Here is a 25,570-nt window from a genome sequence, read left to right on the forward strand (position 1 = left end):
GCCGCCATTGACGCGGGCTGTAGGACAATTCATCAGCGCTCGCAAGTCTTTGAGAATCATGGCATTCCGCTATAGCGTTACCGTGCGACTCACCTTCAAGCCAATCAGGCGCACCAAAAACACACACAAAAAGTACGTGACGCCCCATAAACGGGCTGATGTGGACCGTTTGCCCGGTTAACCCTTCCAACACCCGGCCAAAGCTGGCACCATCGCGCCCTTTTTTACGCGAAGCCTGTGGATCTTTCCGGTTCAAACGTCTGTAGGTTGTTGATGGCGCGACACGCTACTGCGCCGATGCGACACACTGCCGCAGACCACCAGTTAACCGTCCGCAGCGCTGTTGGCTGTCATCCAAACGCTATGCTAGCTTGGCGCCTCGCCAGGAAGGCGGCCCAACAGCGAAGATCGCAACGAACACAATGAGGACCGCACATGGCCCAGGCCACGCCCGCGCTTGAAATCCGCAACTTGCACAAACGCTATGGTGAGCTTGAGGTACTCAAGGGTATCTCGCTGACCGCTCGCGACGGCGATGTGATCTCGATCCTGGGTTCCTCCGGTTCCGGCAAGTCCACCTTCCTGCGTTGCATCAACCTGCTGGAAAACCCGCATCAGGGCCAGATCCTGGTGGCCGGCGAAGAGCTCAAGCTCAAGGCCGCAAAAAACGGCGAGCTGATGGCCGCCGACGGCAAGCAGATCAACCGCCTGCGCAGCGAAATTGGTTTTGTGTTTCAAAACTTTAACCTGTGGCCGCACATGAGCATCCTCGACAACATCATCGAGGCCCCTCGTCGCGTGCTCGGCCAAAGCAAGGCTGAAGCAATAGAAGTGGCCGAGGCCTTGCTGGCCAAGGTCGGTATTGCCGACAAGCGTCACGCCTACCCTGCACAACTCTCCGGCGGCCAGCAACAACGGGCGGCGATCGCGCGCACCCTGGCGATGCAACCCAAGGTCATCCTGTTCGATGAACCCACGTCGGCGCTTGACCCGGAAATGGTTCAGGAAGTACTTAATGTGATCCGCGCACTGGCCGAAGAAGGCCGCACCATGCTGCTGGTCACCCACGAAATGGGCTTCGCCCGCCAGGTATCCAGCGAAGTGGTGTTTTTGCACCAGGGCCTGGTCGAAGAGCAAGGATCGCCACAGCAGGTGTTTGAAAACCCGCTTTCGGCGCGCTGCAAACAATTCATGTCCAGCAACCGCTAACGGAGCAACATGCATGCAGACCTATAAGAAATTCCTTCTGGCCGCGGCCGTCTCGATGGCGTTCAGCGCCACGGCCATGGCAGAAACCTTGAAAATGGGGATCGAAGCGGCTTACCCGCCCTTCAACAATAAAGACGCCAGCGGCAACGTAGTGGGCTTCGACAAGGACATCGGCGACGCCCTGTGCGCCAAGATGAAAGTCGAGAAGTGCGAAGTGTATGTGTCCGACTGGGACGGCATCATCCCTGCCTTGAACGCCAAGAAGTTCGACTTCCTGGTGTCTTCGCTGTCGATCACCGATGAGCGCAAGCAAGCGGTTGACTTCACCGACCCGTACTACTCGAACAAGCTGCAGTTCATTGCGCCAAAAGCCACGGCAGACTTCAAGACTGACGCCGCTTACCTGAAGGGCAAGGTGATCGGTGCACAGCGTGCGACGCTGGCCGGTACCTACCTGGAAGACAAGCTGCCGGACACCGAAGCCAAGCTCTACGACACTCAGGAAAACGCCTACCTCGACCTGACCTCCGGTCGCCTTGACGGCATCCTCGCCGACAAGTACGTGCAGTACGAGTGGCTCAAGAGCAAAGACGGTTCGGCCTATGAGTTCAAAGGCGACCCGGTGGTGGAAAGCGACAAGATCGGTATCGCCGTACGCAAGGGCGACCCATTGCGCGAGCGCCTGAACAAAGCCCTGGCAGAGATCAAGGCAGACGGCACCTACAAAAAGATCAACGACAAGTACTTCCCGTTCAGCATCGAATGATCTGAACGACCTGCCCGGCGCGCTCCTGGGAGCGCGTCGGCTTTTAGCAATGCCTGCCGCGATATGAAAACACCATGAATTTCGATCTCTACGGATTCGGCCCGGCCCTCGCCGCCGGCGCGCTGATGACCGTCAAACTGGCGCTCACGGCCCTGTGCCTGGGGCTGGTGCTCGGCCTTGCCGGCGCCTTGGCCAAGACTTCGCCGTACAAGCCGCTGCAATGGCTGGGCGGTGCGTATTCGACCATCGTTCGCGGTATTCCCGAATTACTGTGGGTGCTGCTGATTTACTTCGGCACCGTCAACCTGATGCGAGCCCTGGGTGAGTTTTTTGGCAACCCCGACCTGTCGCTGAGTGCCTTCGCCGCCGGCGTCATCGCCCTGGGCCTGTGCTTCGGCGCCTACGCCACCGAAGTGTTTCGCGGCGCGATCCTCGCCATTCCCAAGGGCCACCGCGAAGCCGGTGTGGCATTGGGGCTGTCGAAATTTCGGATTTTCACCCGGTTGATCATGCCGCAGATGTGGCGTATCGCCCTGCCGGGCCTGGGCAACCTGTTCATGATCCTGATGAAAGACACCGCACTGGTGTCGGTGATCGGCCTTGAAGAGATCATGCGCCACGCGCAGATCGGCGTGACCGTGACCAAGCAGCCATTCACCTTCTTCATGGTTGCGGCGTTCATGTACCTGGGCCTGACCGTACTGGCGATGACCAGCATGCACTTCCTGGAAAAACGCGCCGCCCGCGGCTTTGCAAGGAGCACCCAATGAGCGGCGACTACAGTTGGCTATCGCACTTTGACCTGGGCCTGAACTGGGCCGTGATCATCAAGTGGCTGCCGAAGTTGGCCCAGGGCGCCACCCTGACCCTGGAGCTGGTGGCAATCGCCGTGATCGCCGGCCTGCTGCTGGCGATTCCACTGGGTATCGCGCGCTCTTCGCGCCGCTGGTACGTGAGCGCCCTGCCCTATGGCTACATCTTCTTCTTCCGTGGCACGCCGTTGCTGGTGCAGTTGTTCCTGGTGTATTACGGCCTGGCGCAGTTCGATGCCGTGCGCAACAGCTTCATGTGGCCGTACCTGCGCGATCCGTTCTGGTGCGCCACGGCCACCATGACCTTGCACACCGCCGCCTATATCGCCGAGATCCTGCGCGGTGCAATCCAGGCCATTCCGCCGGGCGAGATCGAAGCAGCGCGGGCATTGGGCATGTCCAAACCGAAAACGCTGTTCTACATCATCCTGCCCCGCGCCTCACGCATCGGCCTGCCGGCCTACAGCAACGAAGTGATCCTGATGCTCAAGGCCAGTGCCCTGGCCAGTACCGTGACCCTGCTGGAACTGACCGGCATGGCCCGCACCATCATTGCCCGCACTTACCTGCCGGTAGAGATTTTCTTCGCCGCGGGCTTGTTCTACCTGTTGATGGCCTACGTGCTGGTGCGCGGTTTCAAACTGCTGGAAAAGTGGCTGCGCGTCGATGCGTGCCAAGGACGTTGAGGCACGCTTCCAGGCACTGGATGCATTCCTGATCGAGTACCAAGGGCTGTGGCGACCACGGCCCTTTACTCAGTTGCAGCTGCCCTGGGAAACCGAGCATCCCGAGTTATCCCAGTGGCTGCGTCGGCGTTCGTTGGCCGAAGCTGAAGCCAGTCACAACCACCCCCACGACCTGCGTGCGCCTGCACCGTTTCCACAGCTGGCCGCTCAAGCACTGCGCCTGAGTGCTGTGGATAAGTTACCCGCCCACTCCCTTGACCCCGCTCGCCACCGTTTGAATGTGGACGTGCCCGGGCGCAAGTGGCAACAGATCGAAGCCTTCGGCGCCGCACTGACTTTTGCCCAGACGCCTGCCCACTGGCTGGACTGGTGCGCCGGCAAAGGCCATCTTGGCCGCCGCCTGCTGCAACCCGGCCAACGGTTGACCTGCCTGGAATATGACCCGGCCCTGATTGCGTCCGGCCAAGCCCTGAGCGATCACCACGGCGTGCCCGCTGCCCATTGCCTGCAAGACGTGATGGCCGATGTAACGATCGACCCCGAACACACACCTGTGGCCCTGCACGCCTGCGGCGACCTGCACGTGCGCCTGCTGCAACTGGCCAGCGCCGCTGGCTGCAAACAATTGGCGCTGGCGCCCTGCTGCTACAACCGCATCAATGCCGAGCGCTACCAGGCACTGTCCGCCGCCGGGCGCGCATCCCTGCTAACCCTGTCGATCGACGATCTGGGATTACCCCTGAGCGAAACCGTCACCGCCGGCAACCGCGTGCGCCAGCAACGGGACACCTCCATGGCGCGGCGCCTGGGCTTTGATCGACTACAGCGGCAACTGCGCGGCTGCGACGACTACCTGCCGACGCCCTCCCTGCCCACCAGTTGGCTGGATAAATCCTTCGCCGACTACTGCCGCGAGCTGGCAAACCTCAAGAATTTATCCACAGGTGAACAAGACTGGCCGGCGCTCGAAGCCCACGGCTGGCAGCGCCTGGCCGAAGTGCGAAACCTGGAGTTGGTAAGGGGTTTGTTTCGACGCCCACTGGAAATGTGGCTGGTGCTGGACCGCGCACTTTTTTTGAGCGAAAAGGGCTACAACGTCGAGGTCGGCACCTTCTGCGAACCAACGCTCACCCCGCGCAACCTGATGGTGCTGGCCCAGCGCGAATAAGGTGCAAAATTCGCTGCACGCGCCCTGTGGATAACTCTGTTGATGGAATCTTTGCAGAAGCTGTAGCAATGGGCGCTGAACGCCAAAAGCGAGGCTGGTCATTTTTTGTTCACAAAATAAAACGCACACAAAACAGGCAGTTGCAGCGTGTTGAGAACGGCTGCACAAAATGGCTGTTTCGTGACAACTGTTACCAACCGATTGTGCATAAGCATCAGACGTTAAACGTATAAAGCGGACTTTGCAGGGTGGTTTTTGGCGGTTTCAGCGGGCGGAGAACCTCGTTGGGCGCCGGATCGCTCAGGTACGCGGTGTACCTGGCCTGACGCCGAAGTGACGACTTTTTACGCTGCCACGCCGTGTGGAAAACACGCTAATCGCAAGAAACCTTGGTTTTTGCAAAAATAGTCAGAATTCAGGGGTTTACAGAACCTTTCCAATCGCTATAATCGTCGCCCTAACACGCCGGTATAGCTCAGTTGGTAGAGCAACTGACTTGTAATCAGTAGGTCCCGGGTTCGACTCCTGGTGCCGGCACCATACAAGGTTCCAGAGAAGGCTTTCAAAATCTCTGAAACCCCCGAAAAACCCGCCTTCTGGCGGGTTTTTTCGTTCTGGAGATCCCAGACTCCCTCACATGCAGTTCGCGATTTCTTGAAACGAATCCGCGCTCCAGCCTGCCGCCCATGCCAATCCAGCTACGGTATAGTCCGGCCCCTCCTTGGCGAAAACGCCGGGACCAGTTTTCAGGATTAAGGGAACCTTGGATGGGCGGCAAACCGAGGCCTGATCCTTCTATTGTCAGCGGTTTCAGAGTCGCGTATGTAGAGGGTGGCCGTAAGTATTACTTTGATGCCGTAGAGCAACGATACTACTCATGGGATTCGCTTCACGGCGAGTTTGAAGTCTTCGACCGACGTGGCTTTCACCTGGGTTCGGTCTGCCCTGAAACCGGGCTTGCGTTGAAACCTGCCGTCCGCGGACGAAGGATCAAACCGAACTGAGAGGTTCATATGAATTTTGTAGAGCTTTGCCTTAAAGGCGATGTGCTGGAAGAAGAGATCGACCGATTCGTCGAGGACTGGCACGAGGGCCGTCAAGGTGCCGACATGCAATTGCATGAATACCTGGGCATGAAGTGGGAAGAGTACCAACTGTGGTCAACCACCCCGTCTGTCTTACCTTTTGTATTGACTGCCCACAAGTACGGCACCTCTCTTAAGGACCAACTCGATCAAGACAAATTTGCGATTGCTGCACGCGCGCGATCGGTCGCTGAAGCGACCAAAGTCGAAGCCTGGCTACGCAGCGTGGGCAAGATCTAGTGACCCCAGAAGAAAAAATGGCCAGTCGCGTCCTGGCCATCCGCAAGCTGACACCGCCTTACGATCTAGAACAGCTAGCCTCTGCCTATGGGGAGCTTGAATACCTTGAACTGCCGTTCGGCGTGGACGGAATCACCATTGGTATTGGTGCTGCAACCAAACCCCGCATCCTGATCAACTCAAGCGCACCTGCTACCCGTCGAAAATTTACGCTGGCCCATGAAATCGGGCACGTAGTTATCCCATGGCACACCGGCACAATCGTCTCCCACCTGGAGAATCGGGAAGTTGATGCTGCCTACAGCCAAATGGAGACCGAAGCCAATCGCTTCGCCGCAGAGCTGCTGATGCCATCTGACTGGTTGCTTGAAGCCTACAAAGCCGCACCCAGTGTGGAGCACTATTTCCGCTCGGTCCTTACCCAGGCCGGGGCATCCAAAGAAGCAACATTCAATAAAATATTACGCCCGCTCCCGCAGCCTGTGATTTGCGTGCAAGTGGACAGCACATCCAGAGTTCTCAGCACGCGAAGATCCCAAACGGCGCCGTACCCTCCAGAACCAAACGCCGAAGTCAGCAGCGAAACCTTTCAGACAGACTGTCGTTTCGAAAGCTTTGAAATAGACGGCCAGTTTTACATGAGCTGGACCTTCATCGGCCGCGACATACGGGAAGTAGACAAAAGGCCGTGGCGGGAAGTCTTCAACCAAATCCTGAGTGACACTGGCATGCAGGGTTATTTGCAAAACATGAACGGCATTCTTGCTGCTGCTTACGGCAAAAACAAAGCGCTCGACGAGGCGGAAATCTGCGGAGCCGTTATCCGGGCATTCACAAAATATGAAATGTACGATGTGGTGACTGCGCACCCTCTGTTTGAACAGTTTGTGATCAAACGGGTGAGGGAGCTGAAACTGCGGGGTTGAGTGATCAGACAGGCGTAGAAAAGAGAAGGCAAAGCGCTGCCGCTGACGGCAACCCAGGTAGCCAGAACCTCTAAGGCTGCCACACTGTGGTGGTTCACCCAAAGTGCGATTAGCGTCCGGCGGCTCGCACGGTCACAGCGATGTGATGGATGCCTACTTTTACCAGTGTGCCCACTGCGGCAACTTATTCCGTTTCATAGCTGCCCTGCAGCAACCTATTCGCTTGGCCATTCCCGTGCGCCAACCTGCGCCCGTCTCTTTCTTCTGGAAAGAGACGGGCGCTCCTACCGATGCTGCAGTTCAACTCGTACAAGGCTTTGCGGCATGCCCCCTCGTGACAATCGGCGTGACAAATACCGGGAAAATAGGGGTCAGGGAAAATAGGGGTCAGCAGAATAGGGGTCAGAGCATGTTTTCAATAATGGTGGTCTGACCCCTGTTTCCGTGCTGATACCTTCTGTGGGCATATCCAGATCAAGTAGATGGATAGCCTCAGGACTCTGCGGACCCGGATTCGATTTCACCGAACGCCATAACTAGCTGATTTATTTATCCCTTCGACAACAAATTAATAACCGTACAATATTTGCCGCGTGGTAAATTCCTTATTGCTATCGTCCAACCAAATGTCTAGACCAGATACTTCCTTTGGAAGAATCAAGGCGTTCGCTCGAGGCAGGCTCTTAAGTAGCTCAAGCAATCTTTCACCATCGAAAAGCTCAAGTTCTAACCTAGCATTTACACTATGCTTTAGTTTATCCGGAATCTCTAAAGCTTTTTTACTGTACCTTGTCGCAGTAGTCACGAAGATTCCCTTAGAAATATTCTCAATGGCTAATGCTCCTAGGAAGTTTCTAACCTCCGCCACCCCTTCCACGTCTCGATTTATTCTTCGCTTCACCTAGACCGCCGATAGTATTTTTCCACCCTTGTGGCAAACATGCAAATCTATCCCCCCATCCTGAGTATTTGTATTGGCTGTTGCACTTACCACGTCACAACCTAGATGCTCTTTTAAAAGACTCCCCACAAATAACTCTGCTGCTGACGCAGAAATCATCTTGCGATCACTCCACTTTCTGGTCAGATGAAAAACCAGATCATCAATAGCAACCTTGCTGCTCGATATATCTATTTTTTCTATCCCTGGGCAATAATCATCAGGACTTCGCGAGTTTATACCAGACGGATAAATCACTCCTCGCTCGTTTGACCACCACCAACCACACCTCGGGCAAGAGAATAAATTCTTGCACATCAAAATAAAAGACGATCCGGGTTTAGATTTTATTATCTCATCAAACTCCACTATGTCGCCCCGACTCATCTCCTTTGGTTCTCGATAATGCTTTAGCTTACCTCGGCAAATATGACACACTTTGTCATTAAACTCAGACTCCACCACCAATCCTGATCGTTCATATTCCGCAACATCCATATTATGATCAAATTCGAGAAGATGTCTAAATGCTATTCGCTCTGCACAACCAACGCTCAACTTCAACCCCCTAAAACCAATAAATTTTTCATACTAAAAGACGGCACCGTGAAATCACACTTCGCAACTAAAAACGGGACAGATCAGTGCAACGCGGCACAGCCCACTACGATCAAACATAGCCGACTAATGAGTTCGCTTAATATCATGGCCTGCCACGATCTTCGCCAAGAGAAGCGTGAAATTAATATCGAATAGCTGGCACGCATTTAGTCAATATAAAAAACAATAAAAGCACATATCTTTGAGTTTCAGCATAGTTCTGCCCCCCCAAAAAACACACTCAAAGTGTTAACGATTTAGCCGCTACCACCTCACAAGTGATACAAGTCAATATTTACGAGAAAAATTTGATTTAACCACGCTTGAAATATAGCTATTGAGTCCGCGGCCAGCCACAGCAAGTCGCTGTAATTCAGCAACCACTACTGGTCCGGGACGATTGGAATCATATACATAGGTTCTATAGGCTCCTGAGGCGAACTCTACGGATATCGACCCTTGTGCCAGTTCATATGCCACCACATTTGACTGACCACTGAGATTTTTGTAACGCTCCATGTGTCTCATCTCCTGAAACTGGCAAGTCGCCAGTACACATACTTTAGACATCAATTGACTCCCCGCCAAGTCGAAAGTCCATTACCTCAAGAAGCACGTGTAAATTGCGAGTTTCGCCAACACCGAGTAGATACAAGAAAGGTAGCGGGAACTCAAAATCAGCAACTCTATGATGTAGTACAAGCCTCCGGTTCGATTCCATTGAGCGCCATAACTAGCTGATTTATTTATAGTTACTAGTTGGGGTACGCCAGATTTTCCAGCGAACTCCAGACGCCCGAATAACCTAGTCTCGCTGAAACATACCGTTCGTCTGGTGCCGCACCATACAAAACGAATCCCTCGCAGAAATGTGAGGGCTTTGTAGTTTCCGCACCTCCTCTTTTTGTCCACACACCGCAATCCGGGAGCCTCGTGTGCCACCCAATCCACCGACGATCTACGTGGCATGCCCTCGAGCGCCTTCTCACCTCAGCCAGTGCCTTTCGCTAGCTACCGATCTTTTATACAAAATTATGGGCAGCCAATAATTATGCCGATCCCATAAAACCAATAATTGGTCAGTCGATCCCTGCTCTTAACCCAGCAGACGCCTAACCGATCTAGTTTCCCGATTGCTCCCCACGCCCCACCACGCTAATCTCGTCCCCGTCGCTGCAATTTGGCGACCGGGCCTGAGAACCCGACTTGATGCAGGCGCCTTAGCGCCACGCATTCGTTCAAACGACGAACGTGGTAGCTCTCACTAGATACGGGAGTTCTACCAATGACCGCTCCAAATCCATCCGCGTTAACCACCCTCGGCGTCACCCCCTTTTCCTTTCACTCCGACCAACCTCTGTTCCGCGTCAACAGCGGTGTTTCCCTGCATGAAGCCTTGCATCACGTTTCCGACCTGCTCCACCTCGCCAAGCTGCTCGCGGAAGACGCGGCGATGACGCAGGACACGGACCGTTATGCCTGGGCGTCGCATTATTTGCAGGAGATGAGCAAGGCGGTGATTGATGATGTGGTGAAGGTGTTGGAGTCGCCTGGGAATGTTGAGCAATAAAGAAGTCGTGTGGTGCGCGGGCTGACGTCATCGCGGGCAAACCCAGCTCCCACAAAGGAAAGCCCTGACCTGAATAGGTCGGGGCTTTTTTGCGAAAGGCTAGCCACGCGGCAAGAGCCATATGGCAATTAGCCACTTTTCCGTTTGACACTCCCTCCCACTCCGGTTAAAAACCCCGCCTTGCTTGTGCCTTTAATCGAGACATGGATGTTGTCGAACCCTCCGCTGTTCAAATACCGCCGCTATTGGCTGGCGGTCATCATCGTGTTGCTGGCGATTCTTGATCCTTTCGGCCTGGCCAGTTCCAGCGACAAGGCGTCGGCGCAGTGGCTCAATCGTATGTTCGCCAGCCACTACCCGAGCCTTGGGCAGCAGCGGGTGGCGGTGGTGTTGATTGATGATGCCTACCTGATGCGCAACGACACCTCTTGGCCAATGCCCTACGGCGAGCAGAGCAAGTTGTTCAAGCGTTTGCTGGCGTACAAGCCTCGGGCGGTGTTTGTGGATCTGTTGTACAGCCACGACCACTCGTTGGGCGACCCGGCGCGGGGCAGTCAGTTGCTGGCGAATGTGTTTGAGCGTTATCAACGCCAGGGCATCCCACTGTGGTTGGCCAATACCGGGTTGACGCGTGCGGAGGCGGGCCAGGCCAATACGCTGGCGCCTTTTATGCAGGTCAGCCGCCCAGCGCTGGTGGTATGGGAAGGGGTGGACGACAAGTACCCGCTGGCCATGCACACACAGGCGGGGCTTTTGGAAACCCCAGCGATGGCGCTGTACCGCGAGTTTTGTGCCACGCAACATTGCAAACTGCCACCGGTGGATGCGCAGACCGCTGCGCAGCGCCAGCCCATTGCGGTGCAGTGGGGGCTGAAGTTGGCGGCGGAACAGGCGCGGATTGCCGATATCAGCCACTGCGCGCCCGCGCGGCATTTTTTGCTGGATGGGGTGGCGCAGTTCTTTCAGGCCGTGTTCTGGAAGCTTGATGACTCGGCCCAGGCACGGTGCCCTTATACGCTGACGTTGTCGGCCAGTGACCTGGAGGTCAGCGACCCCGACGATCAGGCACTGATCGCAGAGTTGCTGCGCGACCGCCTGGTGCTGGTGGGCGCCAATATCGCGTCCACGGGGGATCTGGTTGAGTCGCCGGTACATGGCCAACTCCCCGGCGTGTACTTGCACGCCATGGCCCTGGATAACCTGATCAATTCAGGCATGGACTACGACCATGAACCGGCCGACTTTCCCCGCTTGCCCTTCAATTGGCTGGACCTGCTCGAGCTCGGGCTGTTGGCGTTGATTGCCGTGCTCAAGGCGCTGCACGCACGTCGCCTTGCGGGCCAGCGCACCTGGAGCCGGTGGCGGCGCCAGGAAATCTGGTTTTTTACCTCGCCGTGCCCGTCGTGGCTGTTGGTGATGTCGATGTTGGCGGCGGTCAGTGTGTTGCTGAGCCTCAATGACATCACTCCGGTCAACGTGCTGGGCATTGTATTGCTGTCGTTGGTGTTGTTCAGCGAGCGGATCGAAGCCTTCTTCGACCGCGACCGCTGAGTGTGCCGTTTTGTCATTTGACTCAAGGAATTCAAGGATGAACAGAAGTCTCATCGTTTTGCTCACCGCCCTCTTCACCCAGGGTGCCTGGGCGGAAACTCACAGTATCAAAGCGTTCCTGGCCGACCCAGTGACCGTACTGGACGAGCAAGGCAAGCAACAACGTGAGTTGGCGAAAAAGGATGCGCCCACCCAGCCCGTACCGGTGTTGCAGTACAACCAGGCGCTGGACCTGGTGCAGGTCGAGCTGGCGGGCCAGAAGGTCTGGCTGGACACCATGGACCTGCGCATCGAACCGCCGCTGAACGTCGTCGACCTGCCCTGCCAGGGCCTGACCAAAAGCCAGGCCAAAGACAGCCGCAATAACTCCACCATTGGTTTTGGTGCCGGTTGCAATCAATAAAAGGAGCGGTGCGGTGAAGGGATATCTAGTTGCGGCCTGCCTATTGGCCAGTTCGGTGCTCAGCGGTTGCGCCACCTTGAAGGGCGCGGACCAGGCGTTCCTGAACCTGGTGGGGCCTTCGACCCAATCCCGGGTTCAGGGCCACTACGTGGACAACACTGACGTACGCCAGTATTACAAGCTCGACCCACAGCGCCAGAGCCAACAGCGCCTGAGCTACGACGGGCGGGCGGTGCCGGCTGCCGAAGCGCGTCAGCAGAACCTGGTGGATATCCCGATGCTGCAAGGCTACTTGCAGGGCATTGTCACGCGCTTGTCCAAGGGCTGGCCGGGGGAGTTGCCGCCGCTGCAGGTGAAGATCACCGACAGTTATGGTTTCGGGCCATCGGCAGACCCTTACGGCAACCTGTTCGTGCCGCTGGGTATGCTGGACAACGTCGCCAGCGAAGACGAAATCGCGGCGATGCTGGGCCATGAAATGAGCCACGTGTTGCTGCATCACCATGACCGCATGGCTGCCTTCCAGCAGCAGAAAGACATGTTCACCACCGTCGCCTCCACGGTCGCCTTGGCCACCATGGCTGCCGATACGGGCGTCGACCGCAGCTCCGGGACGATGAAACTGTTCAGTAAAGACCCGGCCGGCACGCAAAAGACCATCGGTAACACCGTGCTGTACACCGCACTGGCCAATACCTTTTCCGATCAGGTATGGAGCACCGCCTGGGGCCGCAGCCAGGAAGACCAGGCCGACTTGCTGGGCACTGACTTGATGATCCGCGCCGGTTACGCCCCGCGTGCCGCCACCCATAGTCTGGAGCGCCTCAACGACTTCCAGGGCAAGCAGAAACCCTTGCTCACGGGCTTCCTCACGGCGCGCAAGAATGCCATGCAGGATTCGCTGCAGCAGTTCAATCTCAACCAGTTCACCAAAGAGCTGGACGTGCTGGTCAAGGACGGCTTGACCACCGGCATCAACGCAACCACGCAATACTTCAACCGCTCGCACATGTCGGCGATGGACCGTGACACCGAGCTGCGCCAGTACTTGCAACGCGAATATCGCCAGGAACGCCGCGCTCGGGTCAACCCACAAAGCTGGTCGAAGATGAAGACTACGCCGCAAGTGGCGAAGGCCTTACAGGGTTATAAAGACGCGTACTTCGCCATCGATGCCCTGGAGAAAAACAAAGTGCCGGATGCTGAAGGGTTTATCCGCAAGGCCCTGGCATCACCGGTCAAGGACCAGCCGAGCATTCGGCGCACGGCCTATACCGTGCGCCTGGCCCAGGGCAAAAACAGCGAAGCGGTGAAAGAGTTGCAGGCGATCAAGGACTGGTCCCTGGCCGGCCCCTCCACCTATGACTTGATGATCAGCTACCACCTCAAGCGGGGTGATGGGCAATCGGCCCTGGCGATGATCGACAAGGCTGAACGCAATCTGGGCTCGGAGGAGCTGTTCATCACCGAAAAGCTGTTGGCCAACCAGCAACTGCAGAATGTGCAGCAGGTGCAAACGGTGTTGCGCAAGTGCGAGCAGTACCCGACACGCAAGGAAAACTGCAAGAAGCTCGCACCGGCCAAGGCCTAGGCGGCAACATTCGCACCTGACATAAAAAAACCCCGAACCAGTCGGGGTTTTTTATTGCCTGGCATCAGGCACGACGCTCGATCAATTAGAAAACGTTGATCGGGTAGTCGGCGAACAGACGGATTTCGTTACCGCCTACGTTGTAGTTGCTGGCGTTGTTGGAAACGCGCAGCCACGAGGCGCGAGCACGCAGGCTCAGGTCTTTGGCTGGGCCGCTCTGTACGACGTACTTGAACTGGTTCCAGATTTCACGCTCGGTGCCATCGCCACGGCCTGTGCCGTCGTCGATGTTGGTGCCACGCACGTAGGCAATGTTGTAGGTCAGGCCCGGTACGCCGAAGGTGGCGAAATCGATGCCGTAACCTGCTTGCCAGGAACGCTCGTCCTTGCCGTTGAAGTCAGACCAGTAGGAGTTGGCCAGCAAGATGGTATTGCCGCCGTCGCCGATGCCGCCAGCGTTGCGGTAGCCGCCGTACAGGTAGCCAGTGTCGCCGGTGCTGCGCTGGTGAGCGAGGGTGAAGCTGTGCGCACCAACGGCCCAGGTCGCGCCCAGGCTCCAGATCTTGTTGTCGCGCGCGTCCGCATCACCTTGGTTTTCCAGGGCGAAACTGCGATCAAGCTTGGTTTTGTAGCCGTTGAAGTCAAACGTCAGCGATTGCTTCTCTGGCAGGGCCAGCACGTAGTTGACGTTGACGTATTGCTTTTTCAGCACGTCCTGCATGTCGGAGGCATACAGGGCAGCCGACAGGCTTTCGGTGAATTTGTAGCTACCGCCGATGTAGTTGATGCTCTTCAAGCGGCCGCTGTCGCTGCCCTCGGCGCTCTTGCGAGCTTCCTTGGTGAAGTGACCGGCGTCCAGTTGCAGGCCGGCGATCTCTTTGGAAACAATCGAGGTGCCCTCATAGGTTTCCGAGAGCAAGCGCGAGTTATCGTACTGCAGGACCGGTACGGCCGGCATTTGCTGACCGTATTTGATCACGGTGTTGGAGATACGCGCCTTCACGGCCGCGCCGCCTTTGGCCAGGTCGTTGGCGGCTTCACCGCTGTCACCTTGCTTGAAGAAGTCGATACCGCCAGCGCCGCTGCGGCCTTTACCACCGTCCAGGCGGATAGCGTATTGGCCAATCACGTCCACACCCACACCCACGGTGCCTTGGGTGAAGCCGGACTCGAACTTGCCGATGAAGCCTTGGCCCCATTCAGCTTTGTCCTGCTTGCCGTTTTTGTAGTCACGGCTGATGTAGGCGTTACGTGCGGCGATGTTCAGGTGGCTATCTTCAACAAACCCCTTGGATTGCTCCTGGTCGTTTGCCATTGCTGTCGATGCGCTCAAAATCCCCAGAGCGATCAGACTCATCCGTTGCTTCAACATATTCTTATATTCCTTATTACGGGTTGAGTACGCGCTGTGACACCAGGCTCCATGTTGCTATTTCTGGTGTCGACCTTTGCCGCAAAAAGAAAGCCCGCGGACGACTGAACTGCCGCGGGCCTTTTTTTATTGGAGTAAGTCATGGCGGTGAGCCACAGGCGTTGGGCGCAATCCTATGCGGGCGTTGAACTATGTGTCAATTTCGTGAATCGTCTGTATTTAGGCGATATTCGTCTAAGGGGCGAGCTAAAGCACTACGCTGAAAACGATTGAATGACCTACGGCACCGATAAAAAACACATCAAGTAACAAATCTGCCAGCGACACGACAGGGAATAGATAACACGCGCAAATGCAAAGCATTACCATTCGCGCAAATTTCCTGCCCAACTTGTTGGATACACCCCCATGCCCACCCCTTGCCTGACGCCCATCGCCCTTGGGCTCTCCATGCTGCTGTCTGCCGGTTTTGCCTGCGCGACTACCGTATTGCCCGAGACCTCGATCAACGCCGAAGCTGACGAAGACGACCCACGCGTCAAAGAGACCAACACCGCCACGCGCACCGCGACCTCCGTACGCTATGTGCCCCAGGCGATCGACTCGGTAAAAACCGACAATCTGCGGTCCTACGGCACCAACGACCTAGGCCAGGCGTTAAGCGGTATTCCCAACGTCAGCAGCGGCGCCGACACACGCTTCGACAGCCTGCGCATACGCGGTTTCGACGCCAGCAATGACTTCTATCTGGACGGCATTCGCGACGACAGCCAGTACGTGCGCGACCTGCACAACATCGAGCGTATCGAAGTGCTCAAGGGCCCGGCCGCCGTGCTGTACGGGCGAGGTGGCCAGGGCGGTATCGTCAACCGCGTAAGCAAATTGCCCACGCCAGGTCATAAGTCGAGTATCGAAGCCCAAGGTGGCAGCAACGATTTGCGCAGCCTGTATGCCGACCTGAGCGCCGACCCGAGCGACACCATCAGCCTGCGTCTGAACATGGGCAACCAGGACAACAACAGCTTTCGCGATGGCGTCAGCGGCAACCGCCAGTTGTTTGCGCCGTCGATGAGCTGGCAGCTCACCCCCGACCTGAACTGGCTGGTGCAATACGAATACAGCCGCTACAACCGCACGCCGGACCGTGGCATTCCCGGGGTCAACGGGCGCCCGGCGGATGTGAGCCGCAGCACCACTTATTTCAATCACGGCGACTACATCGACGATAAATCCCAGTCACTGCGTTCCAAGCTCGCCTACGAGCTCAACGCCAACTGGCAACTGCGCCACACCCTCGGTGTGTTCAAGCTCGACAGCGATTTCGACAACACCTACCAGACCGGCTACGACGCGAAAACCAACAGCGTCAGCCGCCAACACTGGCAGCAGGACCTGACCACCCGCAATGTGTTCAACAACCTTGAGCTGGAGGGTGGTTTCGACGCGTTTGGCCTGGAGCATCGCCTGCTCACCGGCATCGAGCTGGGCAGCCAGCGGCGCGACCCGAAGCTGTACTCGGCTCGGGATGCCAGGACGGTCCCCAACCTGGACCTCAACCAACCCAATCGCCGCCTGAGCCACACAGGGAGCATGCGACTGTCGAGTTACAACCACACTGAAGTCGAAAGCAGCGCGCTGTACGTGCAGGATCAACTGCGCCTGAACGACCAGTGGCAACTTTTGGGCGGGCTGCGTTACGACCGCTTTGAAGTGGACACCACCAGCAAGGTGCTCAACACCCAGGAGAACGTGAAGAGCCACAGCACCAGCCCGCGCGTCGGCCTGGTGTGGACGCCGCTGGAGCATCATTCGTTCTATGCCTCGTGGAGCAAGACCTTCTCGCCAGCGGGCGGCGGCCTGATCGGTATCACGCCGAACGCCGCCGGGAACGTCAACGACCTTAGCCCGGAGCTGACCAAGCAGAAGGAAATCGGCGTGAAGAGCGACTGGTTCGACGACCGCCTGAGCACCACGCTCGCCGTGTACGAGCTGGAACTCTACAACCGCCGCACCAGCGACCCGCTGGACCGCACCATCACCCTGCTCACCGGCGAGCAACGCTCACGCGGCGTGGAGCTGACGGCCACCGGCAAGATCATCGACAACTGGTACGTACGCGGCGGTGTAGGCCTGCAGGACGCCAAGGTGGAGAAGGACAACAACGGCTTTGAAGGCAAACGTATCAGCGACGTGGCCAAGCGCAATGCCAGCGTGTTCATCACCTGGAAACCGGAAATGGGCTGGTACGCCGAAACCGGTTTGACCCTGGTGGGTGATCGCTACGCCGACAGCCTCAACACCGTGGTACTGCCGGGATACGGGCGCTGGGACGCACTGGCCGGGTTCCGTCAGAAAGAGTGGGACGTGAGAGCGGCGCTGAACAATATTGCCGACAAAAATTACTACGCCTCGGCGACCAGTGCGGCGCAGATTCAACCAGGGGAGCCGCGTAGCCTGGTGGTCACCGGTACCTACAGTTTCTAATATTTCATCTGGCACACTGACTGCAGTGTGCCTTCACTTACTCATCAACTCGCATAACGCCTGCACTTCATCCTCCGTGAACAACCCCACCGGGTAGCGTTCTCTCATCACCCTGCGCAAGTCAGGCACCTGCCTGACCTGGCGCGAGCCGTTTGCCTTCAACCACAGCGCCAACGCATGGATCGCATCGCCGTTGACTCGCAAGGGGTGAAACGTGCGCATGTTCATCAGGTCGATATCGGCATTCATTTCAGCGCTCTCTCCTGCTGCGTGAGCGGCTAACTTACTCAAGGTTTGTGACAGAACTGCGCAGTCATCGCACAGATTCACTGTGCCGACAGCGATACAAGAGCTATGCCAATGTGCCGTCCGCCTTGGCATTCAGATACAAAAAAGCCCGCGACCTGGCTGGGTCGCGGGCTTGGCTGGAACACTGCGGTTGCGCAGCGCACACGCGCCCTCAAAGCACCGTTACAACTGCACTCAATTTCTGTGCGGTGCGGGCTGCTGTTGGGTCAGGCAATGAATATTGCCTCCCCCCAGTAACAGTTCGCGGCCCGGCACCATCACCACTTCGTGCTGCGGGAACAGGCTCTGCAGGATTTGTTTGGCCTGGTGGTCCAGCGGGTCATCGAAACTCGGCGCGATGATGCCGCCGTTGACGATCAGGAAGTTGACGTAGGACCCGGCCAACCGCACGCTCGGGTTACGTTCCTGGCTGCCGTCCACCGGGTCGACACCGGCGCATTCTTCCTCGGTGGCATACAGCGGTCCCGGGATTGGCATTTTATGCACGATGAACGCGCGCCCCTTGGCGTCGGTGCTGTTTTGCAGCACATCCATGGCTGCGTGGCAGCGTGGGTAGTTCGGATCTTGCGGGTCATCGGTCCAGGCCAGCAACACTTCGCCTGGGCGCACATAGCAGCAGAAGTTATCCACATGGCCATCGGTTTCGTCGTTGAACAGGCCATCCGGCAACCAGATGATCTTATCCACCGCGAGGTGATCAGCCAGTACAGCTTCAATGGCCGCACGATCCAGGTGCGGGTTGCGATTACGGTTCAACAGGCACTCTTCGGTGGTGATCAGGGTGCCTTCGCCATCCACATGGATCGAACCCCCTTCAAGCACGAAGCCTTGGGCGCGATAGCGCGGCGCGCGCTCGATCTCGAGGATCTTGCCGCCTACCTGGGAGTCACGGTTCCACGGTGCATACAGGCCGCCGTCAAAACCACCCCAGGCATTGAAATCCCAATTCACACCCCGCACTTCGCCGCTGTCGTTGATCACGAACGTGGGGCCCGTATCGCGGACCCAGGCATCGTCGGAAGACATTTCCACCAAGCGAATATTGGGTACATCCAGGCGCGCACGGGCGTTCTCGTACTGGCCGGCGGAAACCGCAACGGTCACGGGCTCAAAGCGGGCGATGGCCTTGGCCACAGCCACGTGGGCGGCCTGCGCAGGCTTGCCGCCCAGACGCCAGTTGTCGGGGCGCTCGGGCCAGATCATCCAGGTTTGGGTCTGTGGCGCCCATTCGGCAGGCATATGGAAGCCATCGGCGCGAGGTGTGCTGTGCAGGGTGGTCATGGCGTTCAAAACTCCGAATGGGGTGAAGACCGACTTGATATGGATAAAAATCGGCTTTGGAAGCACTTAACGATTATAGATCCCGAATATTACACAAAATAGCCGATAACAATCGATCTATCACAGCTGCTCATCCAGTACTTTCGACAACATGTCGACAAAGAAGTCCACGCTTTGCCGGGTGGTCACCATCGGCGGTTTGATCTTGAGAATATTCAGGTAGTCACCCGTAGGCTGCATGAAAATCCCCAATTCCCGAAGACGATCACATAACAGCGCCGTCTCTTGCGTCGCTGGTTCCAGGGTGTGTCGGTCACGCACCAGTTCCAGGCCCAGATAGAAGCCCGAACCGTGTACCGCTCCGACCAGCGGATGGCGGTCGATCAGCGCTTGCAGCCGAGCCTTGAAATGCCCGCCAACCACCTGGGCGTTTTCCCAGAGTTTCTCTTCTTCCATCACGTCCAGCACCGCCATGCCGATTTGACAACTGACCGGGCTGCCCCCCGATGACGAGAAGAAATACCCTTCGGCCTCCAGCGCCTCGGCAATTTCTCGACGGGTGATCACCGCCCCCAAAGGCTGGCCGTTGCCCATGCCTTTGGCCATGGTGATGATGTCGGGCACCACGCCCTGCTCTTCAAAGCCCCAGAAGAAGTGGCCCATGCGGCCGTAACCTACCTGCACCTCATCGGCGATGCACACGCCCCCCTGGGCACGGACCAAGCCATACACCTGCTGTAAATAACCCGGCGGCAGAGAGATGCCCCCGGCATTGCCGTATACCGGCTCACAGATAAATCCGGCCAATTGGCGCTGGCTTGCGGCAATTTTCGCCAGGTTGTGTTCCACGCTTCGCACGTAGTCCGGTGCGCTGTCCGGCCCGCGGAATTCGCCGCGGTAGGTATTGGGTGCTGTCACCGGGTGCACCCAGTCCGGGCGGCTGCTCAATGCCTGGGGGTTATCGGCAATTGATGTGGACACGGCGTCTGCCGCCACTGACCAACCGTGGTACGCCTCCAGCACGCTGAGCATGTCGCGCCCACCGCTGTAGGCCCAGGCCAGGCGAATCGCCAGGTCATTGGCTTCGGTGCCGCTGTTGACCAGGAACACGCGGTCCATGCCCTTGGGCGCCAGCGCCAGCAACCGTTCGGAAAACTCGGCAATCGCAGCATAGTGAAACCGCGAGTTGGTGTTGAGCAGCGACCACTGCCGCGCTGCCACCGCGGCCATGCGCGGGTGACCATGGCCCAGCACGGCTACGTTGTTGAGCATGTCCAGGTAGGATCGGCCCTGCATGTCGATCAGGTGGTTGCGCCAGCCCCGCTCGATACGTGGCGGGTCCACGTAGTAATGCTTCTGGGAGCGGGCGAAGCTGGCATCACGCCGGGCCAGCAGAGCCTGCGGGTCCAGTTCCGGCTCGGCATCGCAGGCCAGCCCCAACAGCGCCGCCGGTGACGGGCACAACGCCTGCCAGGCCGAGGCTCGGGAGGGCGTGCAGAACAGTGGCGGTTCAAGGTCGGCGCTGCATAACTGCACAGTCAACGGCGCGTGAACCTCCCCCATTACTTGCCCTTTCACCACCAACGCTCCAGGCGTGAGTGACGTTTTTAAGCCCCACACACGCAGGCTCAGCCTAGGGTCGTGCAAGCACAGCAAGCCATCGGCGCCTTCACGCAGCGTGCCTGCAAAGGGGGCTTGCAGCACGCTGCCGTGGGGCAGGTGCAGTTCGACATGGAGGGGCAAGGTCTGCGGCTCTACCGCGCTGTCGGCACAGGTACGCGACAAGCGGTATTGCCCATACCGGCTGGCCGCCAGCCCATGTACTGCCGCTGCTTCAGCCAGCAACCGCCGATCTATTCCCGGGGTTTCCCAATTACCGGCCTCCCAATGCGGGCTGAGTACGCCCAGGTCGATCAGCGCGAACTCGCGGCCCACCAGGCCCGGCAACAAGGGTGCAAAGTCATGGCTGGCAACCGGTGGCAACGTCTCGCCAACGCCAGTGAGAATCGCCGCTTGCATCAGCGCAAACGGCACCGCCGTCGCAACATGGAAAATTTCCCACTCGTGCTCAGCGTTTTTCTTTAAATACGTGTTATCCGGGTCCAGGCGTTGCTGCTGTTCACTGCTGAGCACCAGCACCGCCGCGCGTGCGACGATCAGCGGCCACAACACTTCCAACTCTTCGCGCTGTAACGGCATCACCGCGTGACAGGCCTGGATTGCCGGCAGAATCGCAAACGGGTCACCGTGAGCGTGGTGCAACAGGGACGCGCAGGTTACCGACAGGTCAGCAATCCGCCAGGTGTGCACCAAATCGCCGAAATCAATCACGCCGTGGATACGCCAGCGCCGCTGGGCATCACGCTGGCACACCACATTGTCATCGGTGATGTCCAGGTGCACCGCTTGCCACGGCAGGCGTGGTGCCAACGGTTGGACATACGCCTCGACCTGCGTGGCTACGCGCTCCAATACGGCGCGTTGCGGCAGGTCAGGCAAGGTTGCCAGCAGGTAAGTGATCAACGCCTGCGCATGGCGCGGATCCCACTGCAGGGTACGCGCAAGGCCCGGATGTTCGAAACCTTGCAGCGCGAGGCTCATCTGTGCGCACAGCTCACCGAAGCCTGCGATCACATCGCGGCCCAGGTGCGGTAAATGCGTGAGGGGCTGGCCGTCGATGTACTCCAGTAGCCGCAGGTGCAGGGTGTGCCCGTCGACGCTTACCGTCAGCAGCTCATTACCATCCAACGCTTGAATCACCTTGGGCACGCGCAGATGGTCATGTGCTTGCAGACTATTGAGGGCCGCGTGTTGGGCCTCGAGTTCAACGGCGGCGTAGTCACCGCGGCAGATTTTGAGAACAAAACGGCCCTGGGCGTTGTCAATCTTGTAGTTGAGGTCTTGTTGACTGCCCAACGCTTGCAGCACACCGCTCATCCCATAATGCCGCTCGAGCAGGCTTGCCGCCTGGTCGGGGCTTACTTGTGGGCAAGGTAAACTGGCGCGGTGGGTCAATGTGGCTAACGACATTGTGACGACCTTTGTTTTTTCAGACGTCTATATCGCCATTGTTCCGGGTCACAAGGCAACCCCCAGTAAACGCCGGACTTGCACCACCCGGCCCACACAACTCAAGCTATGCTTCATTCGCTTAATGTCCATCTAAGGAAAGGGCCCTCCGATATGCGCATTCTCGTTACTGGCGGCGCTGGCTTTATCGGCTCAGCCCTGATCCGCTATTTGATTCAAGATACCGAACATGAAGTGCTCAATCTGGACAAGCTCACCTATGCCGGCAACCTTGAATCGCTGACCAGCATCGCGTCCAACAGCCGCTATGAGTTTGTCCAGGCCGATATCATCGACCAGGCCGCCGTCAGCGCCGTACTCGCACGCTTTGAACCTGATGCGATCATGCACTTGGCGGCCGAGTCCCACGTTGACCGCTCCATTGACGGTCCGTCGGATTTTATCCAGACCAACATCGTTGGCACCTACAGCCTGCTGGAAGCCACACGGGCTTACTGGCAGAAGCTGGCAGAACCGGCCAAAAGCGCGTTCCGCTTCCACCACATTTCCACTGACGAAGTGTATGGCGACCTGCACGGCGTAGACGACCTCTTCACCGAAACCACGCCTTACGCGCCCAGCTCTCCCTACTCCGCGAGCAAGGCGGCATCCGACCACCTGGTACGCGCCTGGCAGCGTACATACGGCCTGCCGATACTGCTGACCAATTGCTCGAACAACTACGGGCCATTCCACTTCCCCGAAAAATTGATCCCGCTGGTTATTCTCAACGCCTTGGCGGGCAAGCCACTGCCTGTCTACGGCGACGGTTTGCAGGTACGTGACTGGCTGTTCGTCGAGGATCATGCCCGTGCACTGCTCAAAGTGGTCACCACTGGGGTGGTTGGCGAGACCTACAACATCGGTGGTCATAACGAGCAGAAGAACATCGACGTGGTACGTGGCATTTGCGGCCTGCTGGAAGAGCTGGCGCCGCAGCGCCCCGCCGGCGTGGAAAAATTCACTGACCTGATCACCTTCGTCAAGGATCGCCCTGGCCACGACCAGCGCTACGCCATCGACGCCAGCAAGATCGAACGCGAGCTGGGCTGGGTCCCGGAAGAAACCTTTGAGACAGGACTGCGCAAAACCGTGCAGTGGTACCTCGATAACCTGGAATGGTGCCGCAGGGTCCAGGACGGTAGTTATCAGGGCGAACGATTGGGCAACACCGACTTGAAGGATCTAATCGCATGATGAAGGGCATCGTATTGGCTGGCGGCTCCGGCACCCGCTTGCACCCCATTACTCTGGGAGTGTCCAAACAGCTGTTGCCGGTGTACGACAAACCCATGATCTACTACCCGATATCCGTGCTGATGCTTGCCGGGATCAAGGACATCCTGGTGATCTCCACGCCGGTAGACTTGCCACAGTACCGAAACCTGCTGGGAGATGGCAGCCAGTTTGGCGTGCATTTCACCTATGCCGAACAGCCGTCTCCAGACGGGTTGGCTCAAGCATTTATCATTGGCGAAGAGTTCATCGGTGATGACGCCGTGTGCCTGATTCTGGGGGACAACATCTTCCACGGCCAACATTTTAGTGACCAATTACGCACTGCAGCCGAGCGTTCATCGGGCGCTACGGTATTCGGCTACTGGGTAAAAGACCCGGAGCGCTTCGGTGTGATTGATTTCGATAAAGAGGGCCGCGCCCTGTCCATTGAAGAAAAACCGGCGAAGCCCAAGTCACCCTATGCCGTCACCGGCCTGTATTTCTACGATAACGACGTGATCAAGATCGCCAAGGCCGTCAAGCCTTCGCCACGCGGCGAGTTGGAAATCACCGACGTCAACAACGCCTATCTTCAGCGCGGCGACCTGCATGTAGAACGCTTCGGTCGCGGTTTTGCCTGGCTCGACACCGGCACCCATGACAGCCTACTGGAGGCCTCGACTTACGTGCAGACCATCGAGCACCGCCAGGGCTTGAAAGTGGCTTGCCTGGAAGAGATCGCCTACGAAAACGGCTGGATCGACCGCGACTATCTGCTGGAACGCGCCAAATACTTCGGCAAGACCGGCTATGGCCAGTACCTGTATTCCCTCGCCGGAGAGACCCAGTGAACGTAGTTGAAACCACACTACCCGGCGTGCTGATCCTTGAGCCAAAGGTATTCGGTGACGAGCGCGGTTTCTTCTACGAAAGCTTCAACGCCCGCGCTTTTGAAGCAGCTACCGGGCTCAAGCGTGATTTTGTGCAGGACAACCACTCGCGCTCGCAAAAAGGCGTACTGCGGGGCTTGCACTATCAGCTTGAGCACACTCAAGGCAAGCTGGTGCGTGTCACTCACGGCGAAGTGCTGGATGTAGCCGTCGACATCCGTCGCAGCTCCCCAAACTTCGGACACTGGGTAGGTGTACGCCTGTCGGCACAGAACCATCGTCAATTGTGGGTGCCGGAAGGTTTTGCGCATGGTTTCGTGGTGTTGAGCGACCACGCAGAGTTCCTGTACAAAACCACCGATTACTACCAGCCAAGCGCCGAGCGCAGCATTCTCTGGAATGACCCAACGCTGGCTATCGACTGGGAGCTGGTCGAGCCGCCGCAATTGTCTGCCAAAGACCAGGTCGGAAAACTGCTGATGGAAGCCGACCTGTTCCCATGAAAATATTAATCACCGGCCAACACGGCCAAGTCTCCCTGGAGCTGCAACAGCGGCTCCAGGGTCTTGGCGAACTCGTCATCCTGGGCCGCGACCAGCTTGACCTGGCCGACGCTGACCTCATCCGCCAACAGGTACGCGCCCACCGCCCTGGCCTGATCATCAACGCGGCAGCTCACACGGCCGTGGATCTGGCCGAGAGCGAACCGGGCGCAGCCTTTGCGATCAACGCCATCGCCCCCGGCATCCTCGCCGAGGAAGCCAAGGCACTGGGCATCCCGCTGATTCATTACTCGACCGACTACGTGTTCGATGGCAGCAAACCTGCCCCTTACATCGAAAGCGACACACCCAACCCTTTGGGTGTCTATGGTCAGAGCAAACTGGCGGGTGAACAGGCGATTGCTGCCGTGGGTGGCGAACACCTGATCTTGCGCACCAGTTGGGTGTATTCGAGCCATGGCAAGAATTTCCTGCTGACCATGCAGCGCCTGCTGCAGGAAAAACCGCAGATGCGCATCGTCGCCGACCAGATCGGTGCGCCGACCTGGGCCGGGACCATCGCCAGCAGCACCCGCGCGCTGATTCAGCAGTGGCAGGCTGGCAAGGCCGGGGACTGGGGGGTTTACCACCTCACCGCACAAGGTGAGACCTCGTGGTTCGGCTTTGCCCAAGCCATTGGCGAGCAATTGCGGATCGAAGGCAAAGCCTGCGCCGAACTGGAGCCGATCCCTTCCAGTGCCTACCCCACCCCCGCCAAGCGCCCGCTGAACTCGCGCCTGGATTGCTCGCGTCTGCAACAGCAATGGCACGTCAGCCAGCCCCATTGGCAAGATGCATTGCACGAGTGTCTTGCCAAGCAGCACTAGGCATAATGCGCCTGTACCCACAGGCGCACAC

Annotated in this window: 24 protein-coding genes and 1 tRNA gene; 18 read left to right on the forward strand and 7 right to left on the reverse strand. The window is 57.9% G+C overall.

Annotation, left to right across the window (positions count from 1 at the left end; genetic code table 11):
• Window positions 1-435: 435 nt before the first annotated feature.
• The 9 genes from TK42_RS08105 to TK42_RS08145 all read left to right on the forward strand — a co-directional run bounded on the left by TK42_RS08105 (window position 436) and on the right by TK42_RS08145 (window position 6,892).
• Window positions 436-1,209 (forward strand): ABC transporter ATP-binding protein, encoded by a 774-nt coding sequence (locus tag TK42_RS08105; RefSeq protein WP_003187760.1) that lies wholly within the window; start codon window positions 436-438, stop codon window positions 1,207-1,209.
• Window positions 1,210-1,222: 13 nt separating this feature from the next.
• Complete coding sequence (locus TK42_RS08110; protein ID WP_005783892.1) at window positions 1,223-1,975, forward strand: ABC transporter substrate-binding protein; 753 nt, start codon at window positions 1,223-1,225, stop codon at window positions 1,973-1,975.
• 74 nt (window positions 1,976-2,049) lie between these two features.
• Entirely contained in the window at window positions 2,050-2,745 is a 696-nt protein-coding gene (locus TK42_RS08115) for an ABC transporter permease (protein ID WP_005783890.1), read from the forward strand.
• Between the two features lie 38 nt (window positions 2,746-2,783).
• Entirely contained in the window at window positions 2,784-3,473 is a 690-nt protein-coding gene (locus TK42_RS08120) for an ABC transporter permease (protein WP_032803763.1), read from the forward strand.
• Window positions 3,454-4,641 (forward strand): methyltransferase, encoded by a 1,188-nt coding sequence (locus TK42_RS08125; protein ID WP_103733964.1) that lies wholly within the window; start codon window positions 3,454-3,456, stop codon window positions 4,639-4,641. The genes TK42_RS08120 and TK42_RS08125 overlap by 20 nt, the downstream gene beginning before the upstream one ends.
• Window positions 4,642-5,105: 464 nt before the next feature.
• A tRNA-Thr gene (locus tag TK42_RS08130) sits at window positions 5,106-5,181 on the forward strand.
• Window positions 5,182-5,408: 227 nt separating this feature from the next.
• A complete protein-coding gene (locus TK42_RS08135; RefSeq protein ID WP_018606357.1) occupies window positions 5,409-5,645 on the forward strand; it encodes a colicin E3/pyocin S6 family cytotoxin in 237 nt (78 codons plus the stop codon).
• A 9-nt stretch (window positions 5,646-5,654) separates the two neighbouring features.
• Window positions 5,655-5,966, forward strand: a complete 312-nt coding sequence (locus tag TK42_RS08140; protein ID WP_018606359.1) for a hypothetical protein — start codon at window positions 5,655-5,657, stop codon at window positions 5,964-5,966.
• 17 nt (window positions 5,967-5,983) lie between these two features.
• Window positions 5,984-6,892 (forward strand): ImmA/IrrE family metallo-endopeptidase, encoded by a 909-nt coding sequence (locus TK42_RS08145; protein WP_103733965.1) that lies wholly within the window; start codon window positions 5,984-5,986, stop codon window positions 6,890-6,892.
• A 568-nt stretch (window positions 6,893-7,460) separates the two neighbouring features.
• On the opposite strand, the gene TK42_RS27305 is transcribed toward TK42_RS08145, so the two are convergent.
• From TK42_RS27305 to TK42_RS08160, 3 genes are all read right to left on the reverse strand, one after another.
• Window positions 7,461-7,793, reverse strand: a complete 333-nt coding sequence (locus TK42_RS27305) for a restriction endonuclease (RefSeq protein ID WP_103733966.1) — start codon at window positions 7,791-7,793, stop codon at window positions 7,461-7,463.
• Window positions 7,794-8,330, reverse strand: a complete 537-nt coding sequence (locus TK42_RS26795; RefSeq protein ID WP_146097868.1) for a hypothetical protein — start codon at window positions 8,328-8,330, stop codon at window positions 7,794-7,796.
• 390 nt (window positions 8,331-8,720) lie between these two features.
• Entirely contained in the window at window positions 8,721-8,951 is a 231-nt protein-coding gene (locus TK42_RS08160; protein ID WP_103733967.1) for a hypothetical protein, read from the reverse strand.
• A gap of 766 nt (window positions 8,952-9,717) precedes the next feature.
• Here TK42_RS08160 and TK42_RS08165 point away from each other — a divergent pair.
• The 4 genes from TK42_RS08165 to TK42_RS08180 all read left to right on the forward strand — a co-directional run bounded on the left by TK42_RS08165 (window position 9,718) and on the right by TK42_RS08180 (window position 13,547).
• On the forward strand, window positions 9,718-10,002 hold the full coding sequence (locus TK42_RS08165) for a DUF3077 domain-containing protein (protein ID WP_103733968.1): 285 nt from the start codon (window positions 9,718-9,720) through the stop codon (window positions 10,000-10,002).
• A gap of 207 nt (window positions 10,003-10,209) precedes the next feature.
• The gene (locus TK42_RS08170; RefSeq protein ID WP_103733969.1) at window positions 10,210-11,553 is read left to right on the forward strand and encodes a CHASE2 domain-containing protein; all 1,344 of its coding nucleotides are present in this window, start codon (window positions 10,210-10,212) and stop codon (window positions 11,551-11,553) included.
• Between the two features lie 37 nt (window positions 11,554-11,590).
• The gene (locus tag TK42_RS08175; RefSeq protein ID WP_032878382.1) at window positions 11,591-11,956 is read left to right on the forward strand and encodes a hypothetical protein; all 366 of its coding nucleotides are present in this window, start codon (window positions 11,591-11,593) and stop codon (window positions 11,954-11,956) included.
• A 13-nt stretch (window positions 11,957-11,969) separates the two neighbouring features.
• On the forward strand, window positions 11,970-13,547 hold the full coding sequence (locus tag TK42_RS08180; RefSeq protein ID WP_103733970.1) for a M48 family metallopeptidase: 1,578 nt from the start codon (window positions 11,970-11,972) through the stop codon (window positions 13,545-13,547).
• Between the two features lie 85 nt (window positions 13,548-13,632).
• On the opposite strand, the gene TK42_RS08185 is transcribed toward TK42_RS08180, so the two are convergent.
• Window positions 13,633-14,919, reverse strand: a complete 1,287-nt coding sequence (locus TK42_RS08185; protein WP_032878384.1) for an OprD family porin — start codon at window positions 14,917-14,919, stop codon at window positions 13,633-13,635.
• Between the two features lie 408 nt (window positions 14,920-15,327).
• Here TK42_RS08185 and TK42_RS08190 point away from each other — a divergent pair, with 408 nt between their 5' ends.
• On the forward strand, window positions 15,328-17,403 hold the full coding sequence (locus TK42_RS08190; protein ID WP_103733971.1) for a TonB-dependent siderophore receptor: 2,076 nt from the start codon (window positions 15,328-15,330) through the stop codon (window positions 17,401-17,403).
• Between the two features lie 33 nt (window positions 17,404-17,436).
• Here the strand turns inward: TK42_RS08190 and TK42_RS08195 are convergent, their stop codons facing one another.
• From TK42_RS08195 to TK42_RS08205, 3 genes are all read right to left on the reverse strand, one after another.
• Complete coding sequence (locus TK42_RS08195; protein ID WP_103733972.1) at window positions 17,437-17,652, reverse strand: hypothetical protein; 216 nt, start codon at window positions 17,650-17,652, stop codon at window positions 17,437-17,439.
• Window positions 17,653-17,886: 234 nt separating this feature from the next.
• Window positions 17,887-18,993, reverse strand: a complete 1,107-nt coding sequence (aguA, locus tag TK42_RS08200) for an agmatine deiminase (RefSeq protein ID WP_103733973.1) — start codon at window positions 18,991-18,993, stop codon at window positions 17,887-17,889.
• 120 nt (window positions 18,994-19,113) lie between these two features.
• A complete protein-coding gene (locus TK42_RS08205; RefSeq protein ID WP_103733974.1) occupies window positions 19,114-22,023 on the reverse strand; it encodes an aminotransferase in 2,910 nt (969 codons plus the stop codon).
• A gap of 153 nt (window positions 22,024-22,176) precedes the next feature.
• On the opposite strand from TK42_RS08205, the gene rfbB reads away from it, so the two are divergent.
• The 4 genes from rfbB to rfbD are packed head-to-tail and all read left to right on the forward strand — an operon-like array spanning window position 22,177 to window position 25,539.
• On the forward strand, window positions 22,177-23,259 hold the full coding sequence (rfbB, locus tag TK42_RS08210) for a dTDP-glucose 4,6-dehydratase (RefSeq protein ID WP_032878389.1): 1,083 nt from the start codon (window positions 22,177-22,179) through the stop codon (window positions 23,257-23,259).
• Entirely contained in the window at window positions 23,256-24,131 is an 876-nt protein-coding gene (rfbA, locus tag TK42_RS08215) for a glucose-1-phosphate thymidylyltransferase RfbA (RefSeq protein ID WP_005783860.1), read from the forward strand. Before rfbB ends, rfbA begins: the two co-directional genes overlap by 4 nt.
• A complete protein-coding gene (gene rfbC / locus TK42_RS08220) occupies window positions 24,128-24,673 on the forward strand; it encodes a dTDP-4-dehydrorhamnose 3,5-epimerase (RefSeq protein ID WP_032878390.1) in 546 nt (181 codons plus the stop codon). Before rfbA ends, rfbC begins: the two co-directional genes overlap by 4 nt.
• On the forward strand, window positions 24,670-25,539 hold the full coding sequence (rfbD, locus tag TK42_RS08225; RefSeq protein ID WP_103733975.1) for a dTDP-4-dehydrorhamnose reductase: 870 nt from the start codon (window positions 24,670-24,672) through the stop codon (window positions 25,537-25,539). The genes rfbC and rfbD overlap by 4 nt, the downstream gene beginning before the upstream one ends.
• Window positions 25,540-25,570 lie beyond the last annotated feature (31 nt).

Source organism: Pseudomonas sp. GZJR-8, assembly GCF_002916705.1.
GTDB lineage: Bacteria > Pseudomonadota > Gammaproteobacteria > Pseudomonadales > Pseudomonadaceae > Aquipseudomonas > Aquipseudomonas synxantha_A.

Coding starts and splice junctions, on each gene's coding strand:
- TK42_RS08105 (WP_003187760.1), top strand. CDS start 436: ATGGCCCAGGCCACGCCCGCGCTTGAAATCCGCAACTTGCACAAACGC.
- TK42_RS08110 (WP_005783892.1), top strand. CDS start 1,223: ATGCAGACCTATAAGAAATTCCTTCTGGCCGCGGCCGTCTCGATGGCG.
- TK42_RS08115 (WP_005783890.1), top strand. CDS start 2,050: ATGAATTTCGATCTCTACGGATTCGGCCCGGCCCTCGCCGCCGGCGCG.
- TK42_RS08125 (WP_103733964.1), top strand. CDS start 3,454: ATGCGTGCCAAGGACGTTGAGGCACGCTTCCAGGCACTGGATGCATTC.
- TK42_RS08135 (WP_018606357.1), top strand. CDS start 5,409: ATGGGCGGCAAACCGAGGCCTGATCCTTCTATTGTCAGCGGTTTCAGA.
- TK42_RS08140 (WP_018606359.1), top strand. CDS start 5,655: ATGAATTTTGTAGAGCTTTGCCTTAAAGGCGATGTGCTGGAAGAAGAG.
- TK42_RS08145 (WP_103733965.1), top strand. CDS start 5,984: ATGGCCAGTCGCGTCCTGGCCATCCGCAAGCTGACACCGCCTTACGAT.
- TK42_RS26795 (WP_146097868.1), bottom strand. CDS start 8,330: ATGGATGTTGCGGAATATGAACGATCAGGATTGGTGGTGGAGTCTGAG.
- TK42_RS08160 (WP_103733967.1), bottom strand. CDS start 8,951: ATGGAGCGTTACAAAAATCTCAGTGGTCAGTCAAATGTGGTGGCATAT.
- TK42_RS08165 (WP_103733968.1), top strand. CDS start 9,718: ATGACCGCTCCAAATCCATCCGCGTTAACCACCCTCGGCGTCACCCCC.
- TK42_RS08170 (WP_103733969.1), top strand. CDS start 10,210: ATGTTGTCGAACCCTCCGCTGTTCAAATACCGCCGCTATTGGCTGGCG.
- TK42_RS08175 (WP_032878382.1), top strand. CDS start 11,591: ATGAACAGAAGTCTCATCGTTTTGCTCACCGCCCTCTTCACCCAGGGT.
- TK42_RS08185 (WP_032878384.1), bottom strand. CDS start 14,919: ATGTTGAAGCAACGGATGAGTCTGATCGCTCTGGGGATTTTGAGCGCA.
- TK42_RS08190 (WP_103733971.1), top strand. CDS start 15,328: ATGCCCACCCCTTGCCTGACGCCCATCGCCCTTGGGCTCTCCATGCTG.
- TK42_RS08195 (WP_103733972.1), bottom strand. CDS start 17,652: ATGAATGCCGATATCGACCTGATGAACATGCGCACGTTTCACCCCTTG.
- aguA (WP_103733973.1), bottom strand. CDS start 18,993: ATGACCACCCTGCACAGCACACCTCGCGCCGATGGCTTCCATATGCCT.
- TK42_RS08205 (WP_103733974.1), bottom strand. CDS start 22,023: ATGTCGTTAGCCACATTGACCCACCGCGCCAGTTTACCTTGCCCACAA.
- rfbB (WP_032878389.1), top strand. CDS start 22,177: ATGCGCATTCTCGTTACTGGCGGCGCTGGCTTTATCGGCTCAGCCCTG.
- rfbA (WP_005783860.1), top strand. CDS start 23,256: ATGATGAAGGGCATCGTATTGGCTGGCGGCTCCGGCACCCGCTTGCAC.
- rfbD (WP_103733975.1), top strand. CDS start 24,670: ATGAAAATATTAATCACCGGCCAACACGGCCAAGTCTCCCTGGAGCTG.